This window comes from Streptococcus mitis, from assembly GCF_002096735.1.
Lineage (GTDB): Bacteria > Bacillota > Bacilli > Lactobacillales > Streptococcaceae > Streptococcus > Streptococcus mitis_CZ.
Genome location: NZ_NCVC01000010.1, coordinates 13526 through 37898, shown reverse-complemented (window position 1 = coordinate 37898; position 24373 = coordinate 13526). Strand labels below are relative to the sequence as shown.

21 protein-coding genes, 1 pseudogene and 1 riboswitch are annotated in these 24373 nt (G+C 37.6%); of the genes and pseudogenes, 19 read left to right on the top strand and 3 right to left on the bottom strand.

Translation table 11 applies throughout. The features are described from left to right. Positions 1-108: 108 nt before the first annotated feature. The 14 genes from B7703_RS00920 (at position 109) to rpsI (ending at position 13555) form a co-directional block, all read left to right on the top strand. Positions 109-1791: an ABC transporter ATP-binding protein gene (locus B7703_RS00920; protein WP_084923256.1), complete on the top strand. Its 1683-nt coding sequence runs from the start codon at positions 109-111 to the stop codon at positions 1789-1791. Continuing rightward, positions 1776-2606 (top strand): energy-coupling factor transporter transmembrane component T family protein, encoded by an 831-nt coding sequence (locus B7703_RS00915; RefSeq protein ID WP_084923254.1) that lies wholly within the window; start codon positions 1776-1778, stop codon positions 2604-2606. The genes B7703_RS00920 and B7703_RS00915 overlap by 16 nt, the downstream gene beginning before the upstream one ends. A gap of 192 nt (positions 2607-2798) precedes the next feature. Continuing rightward, positions 2799-3302: a tRNA (cytidine(34)-2'-O)-methyltransferase gene (locus B7703_RS00910; RefSeq protein ID WP_024057252.1), complete on the top strand. Its 504-nt coding sequence runs from the start codon at positions 2799-2801 to the stop codon at positions 3300-3302. Positions 3303-3361: 59 nt separating this feature from the next. Beyond that, positions 3362-3580, top strand: a riboswitch (FMN riboswitch). Between the two features lie 164 nt (positions 3581-3744). Next, on the top strand, positions 3745-4308 hold the full coding sequence (locus B7703_RS00905) for an ECF transporter S component (protein WP_000185823.1): 564 nt from the start codon (positions 3745-3747) through the stop codon (positions 4306-4308). Then, positions 4298-4948, top strand: a complete 651-nt coding sequence (locus B7703_RS00900; protein ID WP_084923252.1) for a phosphatase PAP2 family protein — start codon at positions 4298-4300, stop codon at positions 4946-4948. The genes B7703_RS00905 and B7703_RS00900 overlap by 11 nt, the downstream gene beginning before the upstream one ends. Positions 4949-4975: 27 nt before the next feature. Next, the gene (locus B7703_RS00895) at positions 4976-5395 is read left to right on the top strand and encodes a chromosome partitioning protein ParB (RefSeq protein ID WP_084923249.1); all 420 of its coding nucleotides are present in this window, start codon (positions 4976-4978) and stop codon (positions 5393-5395) included. 4 nt (positions 5396-5399) lie between these two features. Beyond that, positions 5400-5849, top strand: coding sequence for a GNAT family N-acetyltransferase (locus B7703_RS00890; protein ID WP_025171197.1), 450 nt, complete (start codon positions 5400-5402; stop codon positions 5847-5849). A gap of 270 nt (positions 5850-6119) precedes the next feature. Beyond that, positions 6120-7166, top strand: a complete 1047-nt coding sequence (pheS, locus tag B7703_RS00885; RefSeq protein ID WP_000103743.1) for a phenylalanine--tRNA ligase subunit alpha — start codon at positions 6120-6122, stop codon at positions 7164-7166. Continuing rightward, positions 7166-7675: a GNAT family N-acetyltransferase gene (locus B7703_RS00880; protein ID WP_084923248.1), complete on the top strand. Its 510-nt coding sequence runs from the start codon at positions 7166-7168 to the stop codon at positions 7673-7675. The genes pheS and B7703_RS00880 overlap by 1 nt, the downstream gene beginning before the upstream one ends. Before the next feature lie 76 nt (positions 7676-7751). Further along, positions 7752-10157: a phenylalanine--tRNA ligase subunit beta gene (gene pheT / locus B7703_RS00875; RefSeq protein ID WP_084923245.1), complete on the top strand. Its 2406-nt coding sequence runs from the start codon at positions 7752-7754 to the stop codon at positions 10155-10157. Between the two features lie 235 nt (positions 10158-10392). Continuing rightward, positions 10393-11286 carry an ABC transporter ATP-binding protein gene (locus tag B7703_RS00870; protein WP_084861959.1) on the top strand — a complete coding sequence of 298 codons (894 nt, stop codon included), beginning with the start codon at positions 10393-10395 and terminating at the stop codon, positions 11284-11286. Beyond that, positions 11283-12482, top strand: a complete 1200-nt coding sequence (locus B7703_RS00865) for an ABC transporter permease (RefSeq protein WP_070528671.1) — start codon at positions 11283-11285, stop codon at positions 12480-12482. Before B7703_RS00870 ends, B7703_RS00865 begins: the two co-directional genes overlap by 4 nt. 215 nt (positions 12483-12697) lie before the next feature. Further along, positions 12698-13144, top strand: a complete 447-nt coding sequence (gene rplM, locus B7703_RS00860) for a 50S ribosomal protein L13 (RefSeq protein WP_001044624.1) — start codon at positions 12698-12700, stop codon at positions 13142-13144. Positions 13145-13162: 18 nt separating this feature from the next. Further along, positions 13163-13555 carry a 30S ribosomal protein S9 gene (gene rpsI, locus B7703_RS00855; protein WP_000075964.1) on the top strand — a complete coding sequence of 131 codons (393 nt, stop codon included), beginning with the start codon at positions 13163-13165 and terminating at the stop codon, positions 13553-13555. A 260-nt stretch (positions 13556-13815) separates the two neighbouring features. Here rpsI and B7703_RS00850 read toward each other — a convergent pair. The 3 genes and pseudogenes from B7703_RS00850 to B7703_RS00835 form a co-directional block, all read right to left on the bottom strand. Then, positions 13816-14211, bottom strand: a pseudogene (locus tag B7703_RS00850) (tyrosine-type recombinase/integrase); the annotation flags it as partial. Between the two features lie 295 nt (positions 14212-14506). After that, entirely contained in the window at positions 14507-16045 is a 1539-nt protein-coding gene (locus B7703_RS00840; protein ID WP_084923243.1) for a response regulator transcription factor, read from the bottom strand. Next, entirely contained in the window at positions 16026-17696 is a 1671-nt protein-coding gene (locus B7703_RS00835) for a sensor histidine kinase (protein WP_084923240.1), read from the bottom strand. The genes B7703_RS00840 and B7703_RS00835 overlap by 20 nt, the downstream gene beginning before the upstream one ends. Positions 17697-17898: 202 nt before the next feature. On the opposite strand from B7703_RS00835, the gene B7703_RS00830 reads away from it, so the two are divergent. The 5 genes from B7703_RS00830 to B7703_RS00810 all read left to right on the top strand — a co-directional run bounded on the left by B7703_RS00830 (position 17899) and on the right by B7703_RS00810 (position 24364). Continuing rightward, positions 17899-18816 carry an ABC transporter permease gene (locus tag B7703_RS00830; RefSeq protein ID WP_000861542.1) on the top strand — a complete coding sequence of 306 codons (918 nt, stop codon included), beginning with the start codon at positions 17899-17901 and terminating at the stop codon, positions 18814-18816. Between the two features lie 17 nt (positions 18817-18833). Next, entirely contained in the window at positions 18834-19730 is an 897-nt protein-coding gene (locus B7703_RS00825) for a carbohydrate ABC transporter permease (protein ID WP_000870790.1), read from the top strand. Positions 19731-19739: 9 nt separating this feature from the next. Further along, complete coding sequence (locus tag B7703_RS00820) at positions 19740-21305, top strand: type 2 periplasmic-binding domain-containing protein (RefSeq protein ID WP_004256278.1); 1566 nt, start codon at positions 19740-19742, stop codon at positions 21303-21305. 204 nt (positions 21306-21509) lie between these two features. After that, positions 21510-22154, top strand: coding sequence for a DUF624 domain-containing protein (locus B7703_RS00815; RefSeq protein WP_084923238.1), 645 nt, complete (start codon positions 21510-21512; stop codon positions 22152-22154). Then, complete coding sequence (locus tag B7703_RS00810) at positions 22151-24364, top strand: glycoside hydrolase family 31 protein (RefSeq protein ID WP_084923235.1); 2214 nt, start codon at positions 22151-22153, stop codon at positions 24362-24364. The genes B7703_RS00815 and B7703_RS00810 overlap by 4 nt, the downstream gene beginning before the upstream one ends. Positions 24365-24373 lie beyond the last annotated feature (9 nt).

Below are 24373 nucleotides of genomic sequence, written 5' to 3'. Positions count from 1 at the left end.
AATTTAGGATAGGAATCTTGTTGGCGCTAAGTTTTTAAGAGAAGAGACTGCAAGAAGGGGTAGATTTATGATAAAATAGAAGTCTAAGAAGCGAATGAAGAGAGTAAGATGAAAGAAGCTATAATTGAGTGGAAGGATTTCTCTTTCCAGTATGAAACGCAACAAGAACCGACCTTGCAAGGAGTGGACTTGACCATTTATAAGGGAGAGAAAGTTTTAATTGTTGGGCCATCTGGGTCAGGCAAGTCTACCTTGGGTCAGTGTTTGAATGGGATTATTCCCAATATTTACAAGGGTCAGACGTCTGGAGAATTTTTGATCAAGGGGCAAGCAGCCTTTGATATGAGTATCTATGATAAATCTCATCTAGTCAGCACAGTTTTGCAAGATACAGATGGTCAGTTTATCGGCCTGTCTGTGGCAGAGGATTTGGCTTTTGCTCTGGAAAATGACATGACAGCTCTAGATGACATGAAAAGTCGTGTTCATAAATGGGCTGAAAAGCTGGACCTTCTCCCTTTACTGCCGCAGCGTCCTCAGGATTTGTCAGGTGGACAAAAGCAGCGAGTCAGTCTGGCTGGTGTCTTGATTGATGAGAGTCCGATTCTTTTGTTTGATGAGCCACTCGCCAATCTAGATCCCAAGTCAGGTCAGGATATTATCGAATTGATTGATCAGATTCATAAGGAGGAGGGGACGACGACTCTTATTATCGAGCACCGTTTAGAGGATGTTCTGCATCGCCCTGTGGATCGGATTGTCTTGATAAACGATGGTCGTATCCTCTTTAATGGGTGCCCTGACCAGTTACTGGCGACTGATTTATTGACTCAAAATGGAATTCGAGAACCCCTTTATCTGACCACTCTCCGTCAATTAGGTGTGGATTTAGACAAGGAAGAACAGTTAGCAAATTTGGACAACTTGTCTATCTCAAAAGGCCAGGTTCAGTTGCGGACGGAACTGGTAAAAGAACCCCCAGAATTGCAGTCACTCTTTAAATTAGAGAACGTGTCTTTTTCTTATGATGATAGACCGATTTTAAAATCCATTTATTTAGATATTAAAAAGGGTGAAAAGATTGCCATTGTCGGAAAAAATGGGGCAGGGAAGTCAACCCTAGCCAAGGCCATAAGCAGCTTTATCCAGACGGAAGGGCGCTATCTTTGGGAAGAACAGGATATCAAAGGAGATTCTGTTGCAGAGCGGGCGGAACGAGTAGGCTATGTGCTGCAAAATCCCAATCAAATGATTTCAACCAATATGATTTTTGATGAGGTGGCTCTGGGACTTCGTTTGCGAGGTGTGGATGAGAAGGAAATTGAAACGAGAGTCTATGAAACCTTGAAAATCTGTGGTCTCTATGAATTCCGTAATTGGCCTATTTCTGCCCTGTCATTTGGTCAGAAAAAACGTGTGACTATTGCCTCGATTTTGGTCTTGGGAGCTGAAATTATCCTCCTAGATGAACCAACTGCAGGTCAAGACCAGAAGAACTATACTGAGATTATGGAATTTCTCGAAGAACTGCATCAAAAAGGGCATACCATTGTCATGATTACCCATGATATGCAATTGATGCTGGATTATTCAGATCGAGCCCTCGTCATGGTTGATGGGGAATTGATTGCCGATACTGATCCAGCTAGTCTGTTGAGCAATCCTGAGCTGTTAGTAAAAGCCAATCTAAAAGAAACTTCAATCTTCAACTTGGCTAAAAAACTAGATGTGGATCCACTTGCTTTAACGGCATTTTACAAAGAAAGGAGAGAAGAATGCAAGCTAAATTAATCGGTTACCAGCATAGAGATACTGTGATTCATCGCTTGTCAGGAGCTGGAAAACTTCTCTTTTTCATCCTCGTGTCATTGGCGGCCATGATTAGCTATGATACCAGACTGCTTGTTCTGATTGCTATCTTTTCGGTCTTTCTCCTCTATTTGTCAGAAATCCGCTTTAAAGATGTTTCCTTTGTAGCAGTTTTTGCGACGGTATTTGCTGTTTTAAACGTTTTGATGGTCTATCTCTTTTCTCCCGAGTATGGGGTTGGACTTTACGGAGAGAGAAGTGTGATTTGGCAGGGAATCGGTTCCTACACTCTGACCAGTCAAGAGCTCTTTTATCTGCTAAATCTGGCCATTAAGTACCTTTGCACTATTCCTCTGGCTATTATCTTTTTGATGACAACCCACCCTAGTCAGTTTGCTTCCAGTTTAAATCAAATTGGTGTGCCTTACAAGATTGCCTATTCAGTCAGCCTGACCTTACGCTATATTCCAGATTTGCAGGAAGAATTCTTTACTATCAAGATGTCTCAGGAAGCGCGTGGGATGGAATTATCCAAGAAAGCTTCTCTTATGCAACGAATCAAAGGCAATCTGCGCATTATTACTCCCTTGATTTTCAGTTCGCTAGAACGCATTGATACTATCGCGACCGCCATGGAGCTTCGACGCTTTGGAAAAGAGAAAAAACGCACATGGTATAGTTATCAGGCCTTGAAAAAAGGAGACTATCTTACCTTGTTCTTGGCAGCCTTGTTTTTAGTAGCTAGTTTACTACTTATCTTGCAGAATCAGGGACGATTTTACAACCCTTGGAAATAGCTTGAAAAAATTGAAAAAATCAAGTCGTTTCTATTGACAATGATTCTGAAAGTGTTATACTAAGAAAGTAGTTTCGCTGATTTACTTCAAACCTGTTGTGAGGTAAGTTAACGATGCCTTAACCACGCTGTTTGCTGAGCTTGACTCCGGGCAGTGTGGCTATTTTTTTGCAATGGTGAAAGGAAGCAAGTCATGACAAATCACATTGTATTATTTGAACCACAAATTCCACAAAATACAGGCAATATCGCGCGTACTTGCGCTGCGACCAATTCTCCTCTCCACATCATCAAGCCCATGGGCTTTCCTATCGATGACCGCAAGATGAAGCGAGCTGGATTGGATTATTGGGATAAACTAGAGATTTATTTTTACGAGAGTTTGGAGGATTTCATGTCTCAGATGCAGGGCAAACTCTATCTGATTTCGAAATTCGCGGAAAAAGTCTATTCTGAGGTGGATTTATCGACTGACGAGGACCATTATTTTCTTTTTGGACGTGAAGACAAGGGCTTGCCTGAGAACTTTATGCGAGAACATCCTGAGAAAGCTCTCCGTATTCCCATGAATGATGAACATGTCCGCAGTCTCAATGTGTCTAATACCGTCTGCATGATTGTCTACGAAGCACTCCGCCAGCAGAACTTTGCAGGTCTTGAGCTCGTTCATACCTATGAAGCAGATAAATTGAAATAAAAAATGAAAATGAAAATGAACAAAATGCTTGCGCTTGCAAGCGTTTTTTGTTATGATAAAAGAGTCTTCAGGGCAGGGTGTGATTCCCGACCGGCGGTAAATTTGACTAGCTATTTTAGCTTTCTCGTCGTTGTCTTGTCTCGATATACTTTAAGTATTATCTTCGACTGCGACGCCTAGATAAATCTAAAATATCTTAGCCAAATAAGTCCGCGAGCGCAAGCTGATGTGGTGAGATTCCACAACCGACAGTATAGTCTGGATGGGAGAAGACGAAAGAATAGCTTTGTCTGTTCTGATAGATTTATAGCTAGATTGTAACCGCTTGCTTTTATTTTCTTTGATAGAGTGAGAGGGAACTTTTGGGATATAAAAAGTGAGAATAGATAGAGGAATCCTTTCTAACTTCTTCTGATTTTATAGAAAATTGGAGGAACCTGTTATGACAAACACACGTCGACTTTCGACCATTGCAATTTTATCAGCCATCTCATTTGTGCTGATGTACTTTGACTTTCCGCTTTTACCAGCGGCGTCCTTCCTCAAGATCGAATTTAGTATCTTGCCAGTCCTTGTGGGTCTGGTGGTCATGGATTTGCCTGCTGCTCTAGGAATTCTCTTGCTTCGCTCACTCTTGAAATTGCTTCTTAATAGTCAAGGAGTGAATACTTACATTGGTTTGCCGATGAATATCGTAGCTTTGGGAGTTTTTGTCATCGTATTTGCTTTGATTTGGAAAAAGGAACGGACAACTCTTCGTTTCCTACTAGGCTCTCTAGCTGGGACTATTGGTTTAACCGTGGCTATGTTGGTTCTCAACTATGTTTACGCTGTTCCTTTGTACGCTAAGTTTGCTAACTTTGATATTGGAAAAATTTTGGGACTTTCCAACTACCTAATGACCATGGTATTACCTTTTAACTTGATTGAGGGTGTAATCTTTTCCGTTTCATTCTGGTTGTTGTACGTCCTTTTGAAACCAACCTTAAAACATTATGAGAGATAAACAAACATTTTTAATGAAGGGCAGTTTTGCCCTTTTACTTTTCGTTATTCTTGGCTACATGGTCAAATTTTACCCTGAAACGCTGGTCGGTTTTGACCAACCGATACAGACTGCCGTTCGAGGAGACTTACCAGATTATTTGACTATTCTTTTCCGCGCCATCACACGCTTGATTGATATTCCAGTGATTATCACTTGGGTTGTCATTACAGCTTTTGTCTTTTATCGTAATCGGTGGAAGATAGAAAGTTTCTTCATGCTGGGAAATCTGGCTTTGGCAGGACTTTTAATCGTGACCTTTAAAAATATCTACCAGCGCCCGCGACCAGCTATTTTACACTTGGTTGAGGAGAAGGGATTTTCTTTCCCAAGTGGCCATTCTCTGGCTGTGACGCTGATGGTAGGGACTTTGATTGTTATTCTTAGTCAGCGGATTAAAGATTCGGTCTGGAGAAAAATCGTACAAATCGTCCTTGGCCTCTACCTAGTCAGTGTGTTGGTATCAAGGGTCTATCTGGGAGTTCATTATCCATCAGACGTTCTTGCCAGTCTCTGTGTGGGCTTGGGAGTCTTGTTTATCGAGTTTCCCTTCTATGACAAGCTACGCTTCCAATGGCGATTTAAAGGCAAGCAGAAGTGAGTATCAAATTCCCTTGAGGAGAAAGAAATGAAAGTCAATATAGCAGATCTTCATCCGACTCAACTATACTTATCAGAAAAGAAGTTGCAAGATATTCAGATGCTTTACCAGTCGGCAGAAAGAATCCAAGTCGATCCAATCAGTATTCTTGCCTTTGGAGATTGCTTGTTGATTACAGATGGGCATCACAGGGCTTATCAGGCTTTATTGGCAGGTCGGGATACGATTTCTGCTGAGTTTGATAGAGATGGTGGTGATGAACTATATCATCTCTATGCGCAAGCCTGCGAAGAAAGAAAAATTTACTCTGTTCTGGATTTAAAAAATCATATCTTAGCTCAAGATGAGTATGAAGCAAAATGGTATAACTGGTGTGATGGTTTTAATCAAGCAGCAACTCTTTTGTTGAAAAGGAAAGCAGATGAAACAGACCCTACAAATAGATAATTCACTGCGTCTTGTTCCTTATTATAAGGTCAATCATTGTGAAGAAGCTCTTGCTTGGTATCAGGATGTGAACTTGGTTCACCTCGTAGATGGGGTGAAGCTTCCTTATAGTCAAGAAACTTTGGAAGCCATGTATTCCTATTTGGATCAGCATGGTGAGCTTTTTTGGATTGAAGTCAAGGAGAAGGGTGAATGGTTTCCAATTGGGGATGTTACACTATCTCAGGACAATCTCCCCATTGTGATTGGAAATCCCGCTTACCAACATCGAGGACTTGGAAAAAAGATCCTAAGTACTTTGATTGAATTGGCTCGAATAAAAGGATGGAAAGAATTGAGAGTCAAGGAAATCTACACTTACAATCATGTATCTAGGCGCTGTTTCAAGTCGCTTGGATTTGTGGAAAATGGAGCAACAGAAAAAGGAACGAGTTTTGTATTGAAATTAGTCTAATCTAACTTGTTTTTTAACTCAAAATCTGATAAACTATGTAGTAATTGAATAGAAATCTGCAAGACTAGTAACTCAAGGGAAGTATATCAGGGAGGAGAGCCGTGACTGCAAGCTCTTTATATGAAAGCTGGGTGAATTCACTTGCGCATGGATTTAGAAATGAAGGTCTGACTTGTCAGATGAAAACGGATGGTACCGCGTGTCAACGCTCCGAGTGGAGTTTTTGGCATGTGGTTTTCTTTTTATCTACGAGCGACTGATGGAGGAATTATGTCAACTATTGAAGAACAATTAAAAGCGCTTCGTGAAGAAACGCTGGCTAGCTTGAAGCAGATTACTGCTGAAAATGAAAAAGAGATGCAAGATTTGCGTGTCTCTGTCCTTGGTAAAAAGGGATCGCTCACTGAAATCCTCAAAGGGATGAAAGATGTCTCTGCTGAGATGCGTCCGATTATCGGGAAACATGTCAATGAAGCGCGTGATGTCTTGACAGCAGCTTTTGAAGAAACTGCTAAGCTTTTGGAAGAAAAGAAAGTTGCAGCTCAATTAGCAAGTGAGAGTATCGATGTGACCCTTCCAGGTCGTCCAGTTGCGACTGGTCACCGCCACGTCCTCACACAAACCAGTGAAGAAATCGAAGATATCTTCATCGGTATGGGTTACCAAGTCGTGGATGGTTTTGAAGTGGAGCAAGACTACTATAACTTTGAGCGTATGAACCTTCCCAAAGACCACCCAGCTCGCGATATGCAGGATACTTTCTATATCACTGAAGAAATCTTGCTCCGTACCCACACGTCTCCAGTTCAGGCGCGTGCTATGGATGCCCATGATTTTTCTAAAGGTCCTTTGAAGATGATCTCGCCAGGGCGTGTGTTCCGTCGTGATACGGACGATGCGACTCACAGTCACCAGTTCCACCAAATCGAAGGCTTGGTTGTTGGGAAGAACATTTCTATGGCAGATCTTCAAGGAACCCTGCAGTTGATTGTCCAAAAAATGTTCGGTGAAGAGCGTCAAATCCGTCTGCGTCCATCCTACTTCCCATTCACAGAGCCATCTGTTGAGGTGGATGTTTCTTGCTTCAAGTGTGGTGGAGAAGGCTGTAACGTATGTAAGAAAACAGGTTGGATCGAAATTATGGGGGCCGGTATGGTTCACCCACGTGTCCTTGAAATGAGTGGTATCGATGCGACAGTTTACTCTGGATTTGCCTTTGGTCTTGGTCAAGAGCGTGTAGCTATGCTCCGTTACGGAATCAACGATATCCGTGGATTCTACCAAGGAGATGTCCGCTTCTCAGAACAGTTTAAATAATGATTAGAAAAGTAGAAAAGGCAGATGTTGGGGTGTTGTCCAAAATTGCCAAACAAACCTTTAGTGAAACATTTGCTCATGATAATACGGAAGAGCAGTTACAGGAATACTTTGAAGAGTCTTATAGTCTGAGAGTTTTGTCAACTGAGTTGGAAAATCCAGAATCCGAAACCTATTTCATTATGCATGAAGAGGAGATAGCTGGTTTTCTCAAAGTCAACTGGGGAAGTGCTCAGACTGAGAGAGAATTAGAGGATGCTTTTGAAATTCAACGCCTCTATGTGCTACAAAAATTCCAAGGATTTGGACTAGGTAAGCAATTGTTTGGATTCGCTCTTGAACTTGCTACAAAAAATAGTTTTTCTTGGGCTTGGCTAGGTGTTTGGGAGCATAATACAAAAGCTCAAGCGTTTTATAATCGATATGGTTTTGAAAAATTTAGCCAACATCATTTTATGGTTGGTCAAAAAGTAGATACGGATTGGTTACTGAGAAAGAAATTAAGGTAAGAAGATGATTCTTCTATTGAAATGATAGGAAAGGAAAAGAACTAGAGTGGCAACTGTCATTCTGGAGAACTAAATTATGCTTGTATCTTATAAATGGTTAAAAGAATTGGTGGACATTGATGTTCCATCACAAGAGTTGGCTGAAAAAATGTCAACTACAGGGATCGAGGTAGAAGGTGTCGAATCACCTGCTGCTGGTCTCTCAAAAATTGTCGTCGGTGAGGTCTTGTCTTGCGAAGATGTGCCAGAAACTCACCTCCATGTTTGTCAGGTTAACGTTGGCGAAGAAGAAGCCCGTCAAATCGTCTGTGGTGCACCGAATGTGCGTGCTGGTATCAAGGTTATGGTGGCTCTTCCAGGAGCTCGCATCGCTGACAATTACAAGATCAAAAAAGGGAAAATCCGCGGTCTTGAGTCACTTGGAATGATCTGTTCACTTGGTGAATTGGGAATTTCTGACTCAGTTGTGCCAAAGGAATTCGCAGATGGCATCCAAATCTTGCCAGAAAATGCCGTTCCAGGTGAGGAAGTCTTCTCATATCTAGACTTGGATGATGAAATCATCGAACTTTCTATTACACCCAACCGTGCAGATGCCCTTTCTATGCGTGGAGTGGCTCACGAAGTGGCAGCTATTTATGATAAGGCAGTCAACTTTAAAGAATTTACTCTAACAGAAACTAATGAAGCTGCGGCAGATGCCCTTTCTGTCAGCATTGAGACAGACAAAGCGCCTTACTATGCCGCTCGTATCTTGGATAATGTGACTATCGCACCAAGTCCACAATGGTTGCAAAACCTTCTCATGAACGAAGGAATCCGTCCAATCAATAACGTAGTGGATGTGACCAACTACATTCTGCTCTACTTTGGTCAACCAATGCATGCTTTTGACTTGGATACCTTTGAAGGAACTGACATCCGTGTGCGTGAAGCGCGTGCTGGTGAAAAATTGGTGACCTTGGATGGTGAAGAACGTGATTTGGATGTGAATGACTTAGTCATCACTGTCGCAGACAAACCAGTAGCCCTTGCAGGTGTCATGGGTGGGCAAGCAACAGAAATCTCGGAAAAATCTAGTCGTGTCGTCCTTGAAGCTGCAGTCTTCAATGGCAAATCTATCCGTAAAACTAGCGGTCGCTTGAATCTTCGTTCTGAGTCATCTTCTCGCTTTGAAAAAGGCATCAATGTGGCAACAGTCAATGAAGCCCTTGATGCGGCGGCTAGCATGATTGCAGAACTTGCTGGTGCGACGGTGCGTAATGGCATCGTTTCAGCAGGTGAGCTTGATACTTCTGATGTGGAAGTTTCTTCTACCCTTGCAGACGTCAACCGTGTCCTTGGAACAGATCTTTCATACGCTGATGTTGAAGATGTCTTCCGTCGTCTTGGATTTGGTCTTTCTGGAAATGCAGAATCATTTACAGTCAGTGTCCCACGTCGTCGTTGGGATATCACCATCGAAGCAGACCTCTTTGAAGAAATCGCTCGTATCTATGGATATGACCGCTTGCCAACCAGTCTTCCAAAAGATGACGGTACAGCTGGTGAATTGACTGCAACACAAAAACTTCGCCGTCAAGTTCGTACGATTGCTGAAGGAGCAGGTTTGACCGAAATCATTACCTACGCTCTGACAACTCCTGAAAAAGCTGTTGAGTTCACAGCTCAACCAAGTAACCTTACGGAACTCATGTGGCCAATGACTGTAGACCGTTCAGTCCTCCGTCAAAATATGATCTCAGGTATCCTTGATACGGTAGCCTATAACGTGGCTCGTAAGAACAAAAACTTGGCACTTTACGAGATTGGAAAAGTCTTTGAACAAACTGGTAATCCAAAAGAAGAACTTCCAAATGAAATCAACAGCTTTGCCTTTGCCTTGACAGGCTTGGTTGCTGAAAAAGATTTCCAAACAGCAGCAGTACCAGTTGATTTCTTCTATGCTAAGGGAATCTTAGAAGCCCTCTTTACTCGCTTGGGGCTAGAAGTGACCTATACAGCAACAGCTGAGATTGCTAGTCTTCACCCAGGTCGTACAGCTGTGATTTTACTTGGTGACCAAGTTCTTGGTTTCCTTGGCCAAGTGCATCCAGTCACTGCTAAGGCTTACGATATTCCAGAAACGTATGTAGCTGAGCTCAACCTTTCAGCCATCGAAACTGCGCTTCAACCTGCTAATCCATTTGTAGAAATTACTAAATTCCCAGCAGTCAGCCGTGACGTTGCCCTTCTCCTCAAGGCAGAAGTCACTCACCAAGAAGTTGTGGACGCGATCCAAGCTGCAGGCGTAAAACGTTTGACAGATATTAAACTCTTTGACGTCTTCTCAGGTGAGAAATTGGGACTTGGTATGAAGTCAATGGCTTATAGCTTTACCTTCCAAAATCCGGAAGATAGCTTAACGGACGAAGAAGTCGCACGCTATATGGAAAAAATCCAAGCGTCTCTCGAAGAAAAAGTCAATGCAGAAGTGCGTTAAAGTATCAATCCATCCTTCGGGGTGGATTTTTTCTTTTCAAATAACAATTCAGGATCAAAAATAGACAGTTGAGGAACAGAGAAGATAAATTGGAGTTTACCAGTGTATAATGTACTCATAACTCAAAGTACCCTAAGATTTTTTACTAAAATGAGGATGATAAAAATGGACAGAAATCATTGTAAAGGCTACCAAAAAAGAGTATAATGAGTGAAAGACATTTCGGAGGTGAAAGATGCTAGAAGTAAGAAATCTAGAGAAAAGTTTTGGATCCAAGCAAGTTTTGTTTGGTATTGACTTTCAAGCGCGACCAGGTCGTATTTTGGGACTAGTCGGGAAAAATGGTGCTGGGAAGACAACGATTTTCCATAGTATTTTGAAGTTTTTAGAATATCAAGGAGAAATTAGTCTAGATGGTCAGGATATTCGTCAAGAGACCTACGCTCGGATTGGCTATCTGCCTGAAGAACGCAGTCTCATGCCTAAATTGACAGTCCTTGAACAAGTTCGCTACTTGGCGACTCTAAAGGGCATGGATGCTAAGGAAATCAAGGAAAAACTCCCTCAATGGATGAAGAGGTTGGAAGTGAAAGGGAAGCTAACAGATAAAATTAAGAGTCTGTCAAAAGGAAATCAGCAGAAGATTCAGCTCATCATTACTCTGATTCATGAACCAGACTTGATTATCTTGGATGAGCCTTTCAGTGGATTGGACCCAGTCAATACAGAATTGCTCAAGCAAGTCATTTTTCAAGAAAAAGAACGTGGGGCAACCATTATCTTTTCTGACCATGTCATGACCAATGTCGAGGAGCTTTGTGACGATATTCTCATGATTCGAGATGGCCGTGTGGTCTTGCATGGACCAGTTCAGGATGTCCGCAATCAATACGGGAAAACGCGTCTCTTTGTTTCAAGTGAACGAAGCAAGGAAGAATTGGAAAATCTTCCTCATGTTAAACAGGTGAGCTTGACTAAACAAGGCAGTTGGAAATTGATCTTGGAGGATGAGAGCGCTGGAAGGGAACTTTTCCCAATCTTGACTCAAGGGCAATATATCGCAACCTTTGATCAGCAAGCGCCAACAATCGATGAAATCTTTAAACTAGAATCAGGGGTAGAAGTATGAGAAATATGTGGGTTGTAATCAAGGAAACCTATCTTCGACATGTCAAATCGTGGAGTTTCTTCTTTATGGTGATTTCGCCGTTCCTCTTTTTAGCCTTATCTGTAGGAATTGGCTATCTCCAAGGGTCTTCTATGGCCAAGAATAGTAAGATAGCAGTGGTAACAACTGTGCCATCTGTGGAAGATGGGCTCAAGGGTACCAATGGTATCAACTTTGATTATAAGGATGAAGCCAGTGCCCAAGCTGCTATCAAAGATGAGAAAATCAAGGGTTACTTAACCATTGACCAAGAGGACAGCGTCCTCAAGGCCGTCTATCATGGTGAAACTTCTCTTGAAACAGGCATCAAGCTAGCAGTAACCAATAAGCTTAACGAACTGCAATATCAACTCAATCGTTCGGCAGCCAATTTGTCACAAGAACAGGAAAAACGCTTGGAACAAACAGTTAACTTTACGGAGAAAATTGATGAATCCAAGGAAAATAAAAAAATGATTCAAACCTTTGCGGCCGCAGGGCTTGGTTTCTTCCTTTATATGATTTTGATTACCTATGCTAGTGTCACTGCTCAGGAAGTGGCTAGCGAGAAAGGAACCAAAATTATGGAGGTGGTCTTCTCTAGTATCCGAGCTAGTCATTATTTCTACGCTCGCATGCTGGCTCTGCTTCTTGTGATTTTGACCCATATTGGCATTTACGTCGTGGGTGGACTTGCTGCCATTCTTCTCTTTAAAGACCTACCAATCTTGGCACAATCTGGTATTTTAAACCATATAGGAGAGGCTTTCTCGCTCAACACCTTATTGTTTGTCTTGGTTAGCCTCTTTATGTACGTTGTTTTAGCAGCCTTCCTAGGTTCTATGGTTTCTCGTCCTGAGGACTCAGGAAAAGCCTTGTCGCCTTTGATGATTTTGATTATAGGTGGTTTTTTTGGAGTGACAGCTCTAGGTGCAGCTGGTGACAATCTCATCTTGAAGATTGGTTCATATATTCCCTTTATTTCGACTTTCTTCATGCCGTTTAGAGCTATTAATGGTTATGCAAATGGGTTAGAAGCTTGGATTTCGCTTGCGATTACGATTGCTTTTGCAGTAACGGCAACTGTATTTATCGGACGTATGTATGCTAGTCTCGTTCTGCAAACAGATGATCTAGGTCCTTGGAAAACCTTTAAACGTGCCTTATCTTATAAATAGAAGAGCCTCGCGAAAGCGAGGTTTTGTAGAGATAAAAAGAGTGGAATTCAGAAAAATATTTTTCATATCTATTGACTTTTAGGGGTGAAATTTGGTATGATAGTAGGCGGTATTGTTTACCCCATTTGAAAGGCCCCGGAACCTTCCAAATACTTTTCGATGGGAAGGAACACCCATCACCGTAAACAAAAATCGAACTATATATAGGAGAAATCATGAACAAAACAACATTTATGGCTAAACCAGGCCAAGTTGAACGTAAATGGTACGTAGTTGACGCAACTGATGTACCACTTGGACGTCTTTCTGCAGTAGTTGCTAGCGTACTTCGCGGAAAAAACAAACCAACATTTACACCACACACTGATACAGGTGACTTTGTGATTGTTATCAATGCTGAAAAAGTTAAATTGACTGGTAAAAAAGCAACTGATAAAATCTACTACACTCACTCAAACCACCCAGGTGGATTGAAACAAATCTCTGCAGGTGAACTTCGTTCTAAAAATGCAGTACGTTTGATCGAGAAATCAGTTAAAGGTATGCTTCCACACAATACACTTGGACGCGCTCAAGGTATGAAGTTGAAAGTATTTGTTGGAGCTGAGCACACTCACGCTGCACAACAACCAGAAGTTCTTGATATTTCAGGACTTATCTAAGGAAAGGAACAATAAAGTATGTCACAAGCACAATATGCAGGTACTGGACGTCGTAAAAACGCTGTTGCACGCGTTCGCCTTGTTCCAGGAACTGGTAAAATCACTGTTAACAAAAAAGATGTTGAAGAGTACATCCCACACGCTGACCTTCGTCTTGTAATCAACCAACCATTCGCAGTTACTTCAACTGCAGGTTCATACGATGTTTTCGTTAACGTTGTAGGTGGTGGATACGCTGGTCAATCAGGAGCTATCCGTCACGGTATCGCTCGTGCCCTTCTTCAAGTAGACCCAGACTTCCGCGATTCATTGAAACGCGCAGGACTTCTTACACGTGACTCACGTAAAGTTGAACGTAAGAAACCAGGTCTTAAGAAAGCTCGTAAAGCATCACAATTCTCAAAACGTTAATTCGAAAGAATTACTATACTTATACAGAGCACCTTTCGGGGTGTTCTTTTTTCTACTTTCTTACTAAATTGGTGCAATTGACACAGTTGTTGCGACTTTAGTCGCTTACAAATGTGGCTGCAACCTGACAAGGTCAGTTGCCTCAAAACGTTAATCGAACCGATTATATCAACGTTTCAAAGCACTCAAAAGTTTACCTTATGGGTGCTTTTTTCGTGTTTTTTTGAAAAGTTTACCTCAAAGTTTACCTTATTTTCACCTTATTGTTTTAGAGACTTTAAAGCAAATTCACCTACTGTCATAGGAACTACATTAGAAGTATTTACATAAATCTGTGTTGTTCCTGTATCACTGTGTGTTAGAGCTTCAGAAATAGCTTCTAAGCTCATTCCTGCTTGTTTGGCAAGTGTCGCTCCTGTATGTCGCAGTTTATGAGGTGTAGCATGTGCCAGCTCTTTATGTCGCTTTCTAATGCTTTTCATTTTATTGTTTAGATAGTCAGCATGTAAAGGTTTGTTGATGTTTCCTCTAGTGTCTATATAAGTAAAGACAAATTGTTATGGATTACTGATGATGCCAAACTTTGCTAGTTCATATTTTTGTTGCTCTTTCTAAGAGGTAAGAAGCTGAAGTAAGTCATTAGAAATAGAGAAAATAGGAAATATTTCCATAATAAAACGCATATTATCAGGTTTCTTTGAACTGCACCCCAAAAGTTAGATTTTTTCTGTCTAACTTTTGGGGTGCAGTTCAGTAAAAGCTTGATAGCATACGTTTTATCCTATTATCCTAGAAATATTTACTGGGTTTTCTTTTCAAACTGACTTTTTAAGAAGTTGCCTTATCAACAATTTTAAAGAAATTTTTGAAGCTATCTTTGGAAAAACTGTAGAATTTCAAAAATTACTATAGACCTTGAATTTTACTTATCATTTCAATGATTTAGATTGCTTACATTTTATTTTGATATGTTTTACGGTAATCTCCAGGAGAAAGTCCAGTCCTTTGTTTAAAAATTTTAGTAAAGTAAGAATAATTATCATACCCTACTTGACAAGATACTTGTGATATCGAGATATTGGTTTGAGATAGGAGAGATTTAGCAGCATTAATGCGCTTATCCGTTATATATTTAACAAGAGTTTCTCCAGTTTCTTTTTTAAAAATTCTAGCTAAATGATCTGCACTGAGGTAAACCATATCTGCTAATATAGAACGATTTATATCCTCATAGTAGTGATGATCTATGTATTCGACAATGCGTTGAATACTATTTTTCTGGTTTTCAATGTTTGTTGCAAATTTCTTAGCATGTGACCAGTAATAATCAAAGTAATCCTGAAAAGATTCAATTGAATGAAAGCGTCGTTGGAATAAGAAATCATGAGTGCTGTTTTGGAACAATTTATGTGCCGAAATTCCTTTTTGATCTAGATATATTCCTATTTGTTGAGTCCAATCTAGTAAAATTTGTTGTAGCGTGAAAGTAGGGATTTGAGAATTATAGACGAGTGAATTAATTTTTTCTCTTAATTCATATTCGCTTAAGCTATCTAAAAACGCAATTGAAAGAGTTTCTGTTTTGAAAGAAGTTGGAAAACTATGTGGAACACATGTAATAGTATCCCAATAAGAAACATATTGTTCATTATAAGTGTAGAGTTCTTTAGTATGAAATAAAACATCGGATATTTTATGGCAACTCTTATATATAATGTTGGAGCATTTACTAAAGTTATTAGAAATTTGAGAATGAATCTCACATGCTAATTTGTCACTACGTTTTGATGAGTCTACTCTAAAAAGACAAACATATTGATCAACCTGGCTTTCCATCTTAAACAAACTTATCAGTTTATAAGAAGGTTGTGAAATTCTTTGAAGTTCTCTTTTTAGTTGAGAAGTCCATGATGGAGTTTCTATAGAATAATCTTCTTCATTAAGATTAATTGTTAAAACTGCAAGGAAAAAATACTGGTGTTTTTTAAGAATAAAATCTTGTTTGCTCGCTATGTTTTCTAGTTCATCAATGCGAGAAATTTGAGGTTTTCTAAGGTAATCATACCAGAAATTATCTTCTATTTGTAAAAGCGAATCATTTTTTCCATTTAAGTTATGATTCTCAATTTTACTAATGGCTTTTTGAATAATAAATTCTAATTTTTCAAAGTTAATGGGTTTTAGATAGTATTCGAAGCTTTGCAATTCAATTGCTTTTTGAGCATAGTTGAAGTCGGCGTAATTAGTTAAAAAAATTGTTTTTATATCATATTTTTCATTTCTAATCCAAGATAAGAGTTCGAGGCCGCTGCCTTGAGGCATTTCTATATCGCTTATCATGAGATCAATAGGATGCTCTCTAATAATATTTTGAGCTTGAGAGAGGCTATAGGCAACATAAACAATGTCAATGTGTAGTTTATCCCAATTTATTTTCTCTCGTAAAGCTTCAATGATAAAACGATCGTCATCAACTAATAAGATGTTCATTATAACCTCCGTCTATAATCTTGTATGGAATGAGTAAAAGAATTTTAGCCCCACCTTCTTCATTATTTTTAAATGTAATAGTATAGTCGTTGGGATAGAGAAGATTTAAACGTTCGATGGTGTTTGTGATCCCGATATGATGTCCATCTTCTGTTATTAGAGACTGTTTCTGATTTAGTTTTGATAAAATTTCTTCAGAGAAACCTGGACCATTATCCTCGATACAAATCTGAATATAATCTGAGTTCTCAGTTTTTACTTTTTTTATCGATAGCAAAATTGTAAATAAATCCTGAAATGAAAAACCGTGTTTGATTGTGTTTTCAATAAATGTTTGTAACAGTAACGATGGAACAAGAGTATTTTGTAGGTCATCATTGTAGTCTAGTGAAAAGTAGATGCTATTTCCATATCGAATTCGTTGTATTTCTAAATAATCTCTAATATGCTGAACTTCATCTTTAAGTTCTGAAAAATCTTGATTAGCCATAAATAAATGACGGAGATAATTTGAAGTTAGGATAGTTAACTCTTCAATTTCCTTATAGTTTTTTGTTTGAAGCATACTATGAATCATTGATAACATATTTAAGTAGAAATGCGGTCGGATTTGATTTTTAAGATAATTAAGTTCAATCTTCTTAAGTTCTAGTTGTGAATGGTATTCTCGTATTTTTAATTCTTGCATGTCAAAAATTACTTTATTAAGTTTATCATTTGCCTTATCAATTTCTAGTATACCTTCAGATATAAAAAATTCAGAAGGGGGGATGGAGTCCCCAAGTTGAGAGAGCCGTTCAGTGAGTCTTGTTATAGGTTTAATCATCCACTGACGAATATACAGGATAATGATGATTGATAAAATTGTGATAATGATAGGAACAGCTGATAAAAATACTTCTAAGAGTGTGATATTTCTAAAGACTTCGGCATAATCGACTAAAACATAAATATCGAAAGGTAAATGCGTTTTTTCATTTTGGGCATGAATTAGGTAATTAGAGGACGGTATATTGTTAGGCTCTTTTAGGGAGAGTTTACCATTATTACCAATATTAAGTTTATTGAGAGGTTTTAGGATATCTTCTGAAGATATGACGGCATAAATGATTTTTCCTTCGTAATGAACAGATTTAACTAAGTATTCGCTGTTTTTAGTAGTTATATTTTTCCATTTACGGTCACTTATATCACTGCGCAATGATTTTAGATTTGATTTTAACAGTAGATAATCTTCATATGGAATATAAAGATTGGAGACATTTATAAAATGATCAGTACTATCGGTTTCTAATAAGAATGTCATATGAGTTTCATTTTGATACTCAAACTCTGTAAAGCTAGTTTGAACTTTTTTAAGATTTTCTTGATATTCAAGAAACGTTTGTACATGATTTAATTTCTCTAAAGATTCATTATGCGTTATTGTTGAGTACATAAAGCGTTCTACAGAATGCAATTTCTCATTAACAGAATCAGCATAAATTTCAATTGAACTACGTAAGTGTACTATATTTTGGTTTTTAATAAAGTTTCTGGTTATGTTACTCATAGCAATATTGATTAAAATATTTATCAATAGTAGTACAAGTAGGAGTTTAAAGAAAAAATGAATAGAATGTTTTTTTGATAAGTCGTGATTTAATTTCATATACTATTCTCCTCTTAAAATTATAGCACTTTGAAAATACGATATCATGTAACAAAACAGATATGTTTTATCAAGATGTCGGAAAAGTAATAGTTTTTAAAATTAAAAAACTGAAAAATTGATAAACCTAGTCCAAAAAGTTCTATTAAGGGAATTCTATATGGTGTAAAATAATCGTAGAAAATCAGATGGGAGGAAAAACATGAAAGTAGCATCTCAACTTCATAAAATAAAATTAAAGCATAGTATTCCGTTATATATATTACTTTTTCCTTCAATATTGCTATTAATTTTATTTTCCTATATTCCCATGTTGGGACTAATTATTGCATTTAAAGACTATTCACCAGCCAATGGTATCTTTGCTAGTCAGTGGGTAGGATTTAAGTACTTTACTCAATTTTTCTCATCATTCCAATTCGGGACAACTATGTTCAATACATTAAAAATTTCACTTTATAGTATTGTAGTAGGATTCCCCTTGCCTATTATACTAGCTATAATCAGTAATCAGTTAAGAGTTGGGAAATTTAGAAAAATATTTCAAGTGACAACTTACTTACCTCATTTTATCTCTACAATGGTTATGTGTGGGATGATTATCTTATTTTTATCTCCTACTAGTGGTTTGTTAGCAAATGTATTTAAGTCTGTTGGAATTACTATTCCAGATTTTTTATCAAAACCTACTAGTTTTGCAGGTGTTTATGTTTGGAGTGATGTATGGCAACATATTGGTTGGGATAGTATTATTTATCTGGCAGCGCTTTCTGCAATTGATCCTACATATTATGAGGCTGCAACTATGGATGGCGCTTCTAGGTTACAAAAAATTAGGCATATAGAATTACCATTACTTTTGCCAACTGCTATGATTTTGCTAATATTAAGAGCAGGTAGTTTATTAAGTGTAGGGTTTGAGAAAGTGTTACTATTACAGAATCCTCTTAATTTAGCAGGAAGTGAGATAATTTCGACCTATGTTTATAAAGTTGGTATGGTGAATTTTCAGTATAGTTATTCGACAGCTATAGGGTTATTTAACACCGTAGTCAATCTAATAATTTTGTTATCTGTTAACTGGTTCTCGAAAAGATATACTAGAACGGGTCTTTTTTAAAGGAAGGAGTGCTCAAGGTGAAATGGTTTCATAAATCAAGAAAAACAAACTCTGAATTATTATTTGATATAGTTACCTATGGTTTAGCAATTTTCCTTATCCTGTTAATTGTTTATCCGTTATGGTTTGTAGTGATTGCATCTTTTAGTAATCCTTCAGATGTTGCAAATGGAAAGGTATGGTTTATTCCTAGAGAATGGAAATTAGATGGATATTTACGTCTTATTCAACAACCTTTATTCTTACGTAGCTATCTAAATACCATTTTATATACTGTTGTTGGTACCTTAGTTGCTTTAGTAGTCAATATTCCAGCTGGTTATGCTTTATCTAGAAAAGAATTAGTTGGTAGAAAATGGATGAGTATTCTATACATAATCCCTATGTTCGTATCAGGTGGCTTGATTCCTACCTACTTAACAGTAAAGAATGTTGGCCTAATTGATACATTTTGGGTAATGGTAATCCCTTTTGCGGTTTCATCATACAATATTATTGTTGCTAGAACTTTCTTTAATAATAGTATTCCAGACGGGATGTGGGAGGCTGCACAAATTGATGGATGTGGTACAATTCGTTATTTTATTAAGATAGTCGTTCCTTTATCAAAAGCTATTATAGCAGTTATTGGACTTTGGACTGCAGTTGGTATTTGGAATTCGTGGTTTAATGCTTTAATTTATTTAACGAATGAAAATTTACAACCATTGCAATTAATTTTACGACGTTTACTAATTAGTAATCAAATGTTACAATCGCAAGCAACAGGAGAAGTTGCATCAGATCTTCGTATCAAAGCCGATATGATGAAATATGCAGCAATTGTTATTTCAACCGCTCCGATAATGTTGCTATATCCCTTTGTTCAAAAATATTTTAATCAAGGCGTAATGATTGGCGCGTTGAAAGAATAGGAGAAAAACATGAAAAATAAATCATTTACATATTTGTTCTTAGGAACAGTTACACTTGCTGGCTTAACAGCCTGTGCAAATTCTAATAATGCGAATAAGGATGATAAGTCTGGAGAAGATTCTTATAAAATCACAACTGTTCGTTGGTCTGACTGGGGGGAAGATTATCATAAAGGTTTTCTAACTGATTCTGCCAAAGAATCAGGTATCGATGTTAAATGGGATACACTTGTAGCTGCAGATTGGGCAGATAAGAAATCTGTGTTGGTTGCTAGTGGAGATTTACCAGATGCATTTTTAGGTTCAAATGCTTTTACAGATTCAGAAATTGCTCAGAACCAATCTTTATTTATTCCATTGGAAGATTTAATCAAAGAAAACATGCCAAATTTAACTAAGGCTATGGAGAAAGAACCTAAGATTAAAGCTATGATTACTTCACCAGATGGTCATATCTACAGTCTACCTAAAAAATTACCGATGCGTCCTACTGTAGCTAATCAGCTATTTATTAATAAAAAGTGGCTGGATAATTTAGGATTAAAGGTTCCAGAAACTTATGATGATTTAGTAAAAGTACTACAAGAATTTAAGGATAAAGATGCGAACGGAAATGGAGACGCTTCTGATGAAATTCCATTCGGAGCAGGAAACTTTGATCCAACATTCTCATATATTCTTCCGTTCAATAATCGTTTAGGGGCAGATAATACATATGAAATGTCTGTAAAAGATGGAAAACCAGTCTACCTTCGTACAGAAGAAAGTTATAAACAAGGGATTGCAGCAATGCACGAATCTTATAAAAAAGGTTTGATTGATCCGGAAATCTTTACAGAAGATACCTCTATGAGTGTAGCAAAACGTATGGATAAGGGAGTATCTAGAGTAGGTGTTTCTAGTGGTTGGACAGCAGATGCAACGTTTGGCTTACATTCAAGTGAATATATTGCTCTACCTGCTTTAAAAGGTATGGATGGTAAACAATATGTCTTTTCTGATCCAGATCATTACAACTATGGTCGAAATGAAATTTTGATTACAAATAAGAGCAAAAACCCTGCTAAATTATTGAAATGGTTGGATAAATTATATACAGATGAAGCAAGTATTCAGAATTTCTATGGATCATTTGGAATAGCTACTGAAAAGAATGGTGATAAGTTTAAAGTGTTACCTCCTAAAGATGGTAAATCAGCTGATGAATGGGCATGGATTAATTCACTTCGAGATTTTGGTCCTAAATACGTAAGCGATGATATCAATAGTCGCGTAGAAATCGATCAAACACAAGGTGATGGATTGAAATTGAAGATGGATCAAGATTTGAAACAATTTGCGTTGCCAGCTTACCCTAATGTGATTTATTCACAAGAAGAGCTTAACAAATTATCATCAATCTATGTTAGCATTGAATCCTATGTCAAACAACAAGCATCTAAATGGGTAGTTGAAGGTGGCATAGAAAAAGAATGGGACTCATACAAAGAAACTCTTAAGAATATGGGATTGGACGAATTTATGAAGATTCAACAGGAAGCATATAATCGTTACCAAAAAGAAGTAAAAGAGTAATACTTTATATGAACTCTTGGTTGTATAAACAAGGGACTAGCTAATTACAGGAAGCGAGACTGATAACATCCAATTATCTCGCTTCCTTTATTCTAATTTTTAAAGAAATTTGGAAATGTTTTTTAAATAATTTAGGTAATATTTTTGTGCAACTGACATTCTAAAATATAGAGTTAAGACGATTGATTTTATGGAGAATATATTATGCAAAAATTATTTTCATTAGATGGAAAAGTGGTTAGAATTTTAACTTTTTTGACAGATTTAATTATTTTAAATACTCTATTTATTGTTAGTTGTATTCCAATAGTTACAATTGGGGCATCATTAACTTCTCTTACGACAATGTGGTATCGTATTTTAAAAGGTAAAGATACCGATATCGCTTATCATTATTTTCGGATCTTTAGACAAAATTTTAAACAATCAACTTTTATTTGGTTGTTTATCCTCCTAATAGAATTACTTTTATATGTGAACTATTGTCTTTGGGGCTATTCAAGTTTATTTTCAGAGTATAGTTTATTGTTAGTGTTGCCCTTTTTATTTGTTATAATACTTTTGATGAGTGTTATTTTTCCCTATATTGGTCTATTTAAAGATAATCTAAAAAATAGTATTGTAAATAGCGTATTAATTTGTATGTTAAATCCAATACAAGCGATCATGTTGGTTTTATTTAATATTTCTGTACTGTATATGAGTTTTAGTAGTCCAGAACGAGTTTTAACAGCTATTTACGTATTTACATTTGGGGGATTTGCTTTTTGCGGATTGATGAATGTAACGATAACAAATAAAATGTTTGATAAGGTAAAGAAATTTACTAAAAGGAGGGAAACAAATTGAAAATTTTTAAGGGAGAGTTTTATCGAATCTCTGTATTAACAGACAAGTTAGTAAGGTTAGAGTACTCTCAAACTGGAAGTTTTGAGGATAGAACGACACAACTTATCTATAATAGAGATTTTGGCCAAGTTTCGTTAGATTGTATCGAGACATCAAACGTACTAGATATTATGACGGACTATTTTCATCTGCACTTTAATAAAGGAGAATTTAACGCCGAAAATTTATTTATAGAATTAAAAGGAAATTTTGCCGTATATGGTAGTCGCTGGTATTTTGGTGAATCTATTGAAACGTTAAAAGGAACAGCTCGGACTCTGGATAAGGCAGATGGAGCGATCTCGTTAGAAGATGGAATTATTAGCCGAAATGGTATAGCTTTATTGGATGATTCTCAAGGATTTATTTGGGATGAACAGTCTGGTTATATTGAGAGAGAAAATCAAATTGACCTGTATTTCTTTGCCTATGGGCATGATTATAGAGGAGCAATCAGAGACTTTTACCATTTGACTGGTTCAACCCCTTTGTTGCCAAGATATGCTTTAGGCAATTGGTGGAGTAGGTATTGGCCTTATACGTCGGATGAATACTTGGATTTAATAGACAGATTTGAAACAGAGAAAATTCCATTATCTATCGGTGTTTTAGATATGGATTGGCATATCACTGACATTCCAGCTCGTTTTGGAAGTGGCTGGACAGGATATAGTTGGAATAAAAATTTAATACCTAATCCAGAGCAGTTATTGCAACAACTTCATGATAGAAAGTTGAAACTCTCCTTAAATGTCCATCCTGCTGATGGTATACGGGCTTATGAAGAAGCTTATCCTCGAGTCGCCAAACGATTGGGGTTAAATGTAGAATTAGAGGAACCTGCCATTTTTGATTTTTTTAATCCCTCTTTTAGAGAAGCCTACTTTAAAGATGTTCATTATGAGCTAGAAAAGCAGGGAGTAGATTTTTGGTGGATTGACTGGCAACAAGGGACACAAGGCATGTTGGATCCACTATGGCTTTTAAACCATTATCATTATCAGGATAGTTGTAAAAATGCAGAAGGTGGTTTGATTTTATCAAGATATGCAGGGCCTGGTAGTCATCGCTACCCTGTTGGTTTTTCAGGGGATACTATTATTAGTTGGAATTCCTTAAGATTTCAACCTTATTTTACAGCGACAGCATCTAACATCGGTTATAGTTGGTGGAGTCATGATATCGGTGGACACATGCTGGGGAATTATGACGAAGAGCTACAAACCAGATGGCTACAGTTTGGTGTTTTTAGTCCGATTACTCGCTTACATAGTTCTAGAAGTCCCTTTAATAGTAAAGAACCTTGGTTTTTTTCAGAAACAACATCTAAGATTATGAAGAAATACCTTCGTTTGAGACATCAGATGATTCCCTATCTATATACCATGAATGTAAAGACACATGAAGAAGGTTCCCCATTAATTAGTCCAATGTATTATTTCTACCCAGAGAATGATGTGAGCTATAATGTCCCAAATCAATACTTTTTTGGAACAGAACTGATGGTGGCTCCCATTGTAGAAAAGATGGATTTGGCATTCCAATCTGCAAAAGTGGATGTATGGTTCCCTGAAGGTGAATGGTATGACTTCTTTTCAGATAAAAAATATACAGGCGGTATGAAGTTGAGTGTTTATAGAGACATTTCGACGATACCTGTGTTTGCAAAAAGTGGTGCAATCATTCCCTTGGTTGGTTCTGAGATAGATATGGGTGTTGATTTACCTGAAGTTGTAGATTGGTATGTATTCCCAGGCAAACAACATTCTTTTGAAATGATTGAAGATCAAAATGGTCAAAGATATAAAACAAGATTGTCAATCGACTGGGAAATGGGGATGGTAGAGTTAACATTACAAGGAGATTCTAGTATCGTTCCAAGCAATAGAATTCATAGAATTCATTTTAAAGGAACGAATGTGTCTATCATTGAATTGCCAAATAAGAATGCTACAGCTGGATTTGAATATAAAGATAATAAAACAACATCCCTAAATGACGAAGTTTTTAGACTACTAAAGACGGTTTCTCTTCCATATGAATTAAAAGATAGATTATTAAATCAATTCATCAATGCCAAAAATTCTCATGAGTTAATGAATATCTTGCATCATCAGGATAAGGAATTGAGAGGGCGTTTGTTGGAAATGATATTTACTAATGAAAACTAATTGAGACAT

What these genes read in the sequence shown, in the direction of transcription:
- B7703_RS00920 (WP_084923256.1), top strand. Translation starts at nt 109, where the DNA reads ATGAAAGAAGCTATAATTGAGTGGAAGGATTTCTCTTTCCAGTATGAA.
- B7703_RS00830 (WP_000861542.1), top strand. Translation starts at nt 17,899, where the DNA reads ATGAAAGTAGCATCTCAACTTCATAAAATAAAATTAAAGCATAGTATT.
- B7703_RS00880 (WP_084923248.1), top strand. Translation starts at nt 7,166, where the DNA reads ATGATTAGAAAAGTAGAAAAGGCAGATGTTGGGGTGTTGTCCAAAATT.
- B7703_RS00915 (WP_084923254.1), top strand. Translation starts at nt 1,776, where the DNA reads ATGCAAGCTAAATTAATCGGTTACCAGCATAGAGATACTGTGATTCAT.
- rpsI (WP_000075964.1), top strand. Translation starts at nt 13,163, where the DNA reads ATGTCACAAGCACAATATGCAGGTACTGGACGTCGTAAAAACGCTGTT.
- pheT (WP_084923245.1), top strand. Translation starts at nt 7,752, where the DNA reads ATGCTTGTATCTTATAAATGGTTAAAAGAATTGGTGGACATTGATGTT.
- B7703_RS00865 (WP_070528671.1), top strand. Translation starts at nt 11,283, where the DNA reads ATGAGAAATATGTGGGTTGTAATCAAGGAAACCTATCTTCGACATGTC.
- B7703_RS00820 (WP_004256278.1), top strand. Translation starts at nt 19,740, where the DNA reads ATGAAAAATAAATCATTTACATATTTGTTCTTAGGAACAGTTACACTT.
- rplM (WP_001044624.1), top strand. Translation starts at nt 12,698, where the DNA reads ATGAACAAAACAACATTTATGGCTAAACCAGGCCAAGTTGAACGTAAA.
- B7703_RS00815 (WP_084923238.1), top strand. Translation starts at nt 21,510, where the DNA reads ATGCAAAAATTATTTTCATTAGATGGAAAAGTGGTTAGAATTTTAACT.
- B7703_RS00840 (WP_084923243.1), bottom strand. Translation starts at nt 16,045, where the DNA reads ATGAACATCTTATTAGTTGATGACGATCGTTTTATCATTGAAGCTTTA.
- pheS (WP_000103743.1), top strand. Translation starts at nt 6,120, where the DNA reads ATGTCAACTATTGAAGAACAATTAAAAGCGCTTCGTGAAGAAACGCTG.
- B7703_RS00910 (WP_024057252.1), top strand. Translation starts at nt 2,799, where the DNA reads ATGACAAATCACATTGTATTATTTGAACCACAAATTCCACAAAATACA.
- B7703_RS00870 (WP_084861959.1), top strand. Translation starts at nt 10,393, where the DNA reads ATGCTAGAAGTAAGAAATCTAGAGAAAAGTTTTGGATCCAAGCAAGTT.
- B7703_RS00895 (WP_084923249.1), top strand. Translation starts at nt 4,976, where the DNA reads ATGAAAGTCAATATAGCAGATCTTCATCCGACTCAACTATACTTATCA.
- B7703_RS00900 (WP_084923252.1), top strand. Translation starts at nt 4,298, where the DNA reads ATGAGAGATAAACAAACATTTTTAATGAAGGGCAGTTTTGCCCTTTTA.
- B7703_RS00905 (WP_000185823.1), top strand. Translation starts at nt 3,745, where the DNA reads ATGACAAACACACGTCGACTTTCGACCATTGCAATTTTATCAGCCATC.
- B7703_RS00835 (WP_084923240.1), bottom strand. Translation starts at nt 17,696, where the DNA reads ATGAAATTAAATCACGACTTATCAAAAAAACATTCTATTCATTTTTTC.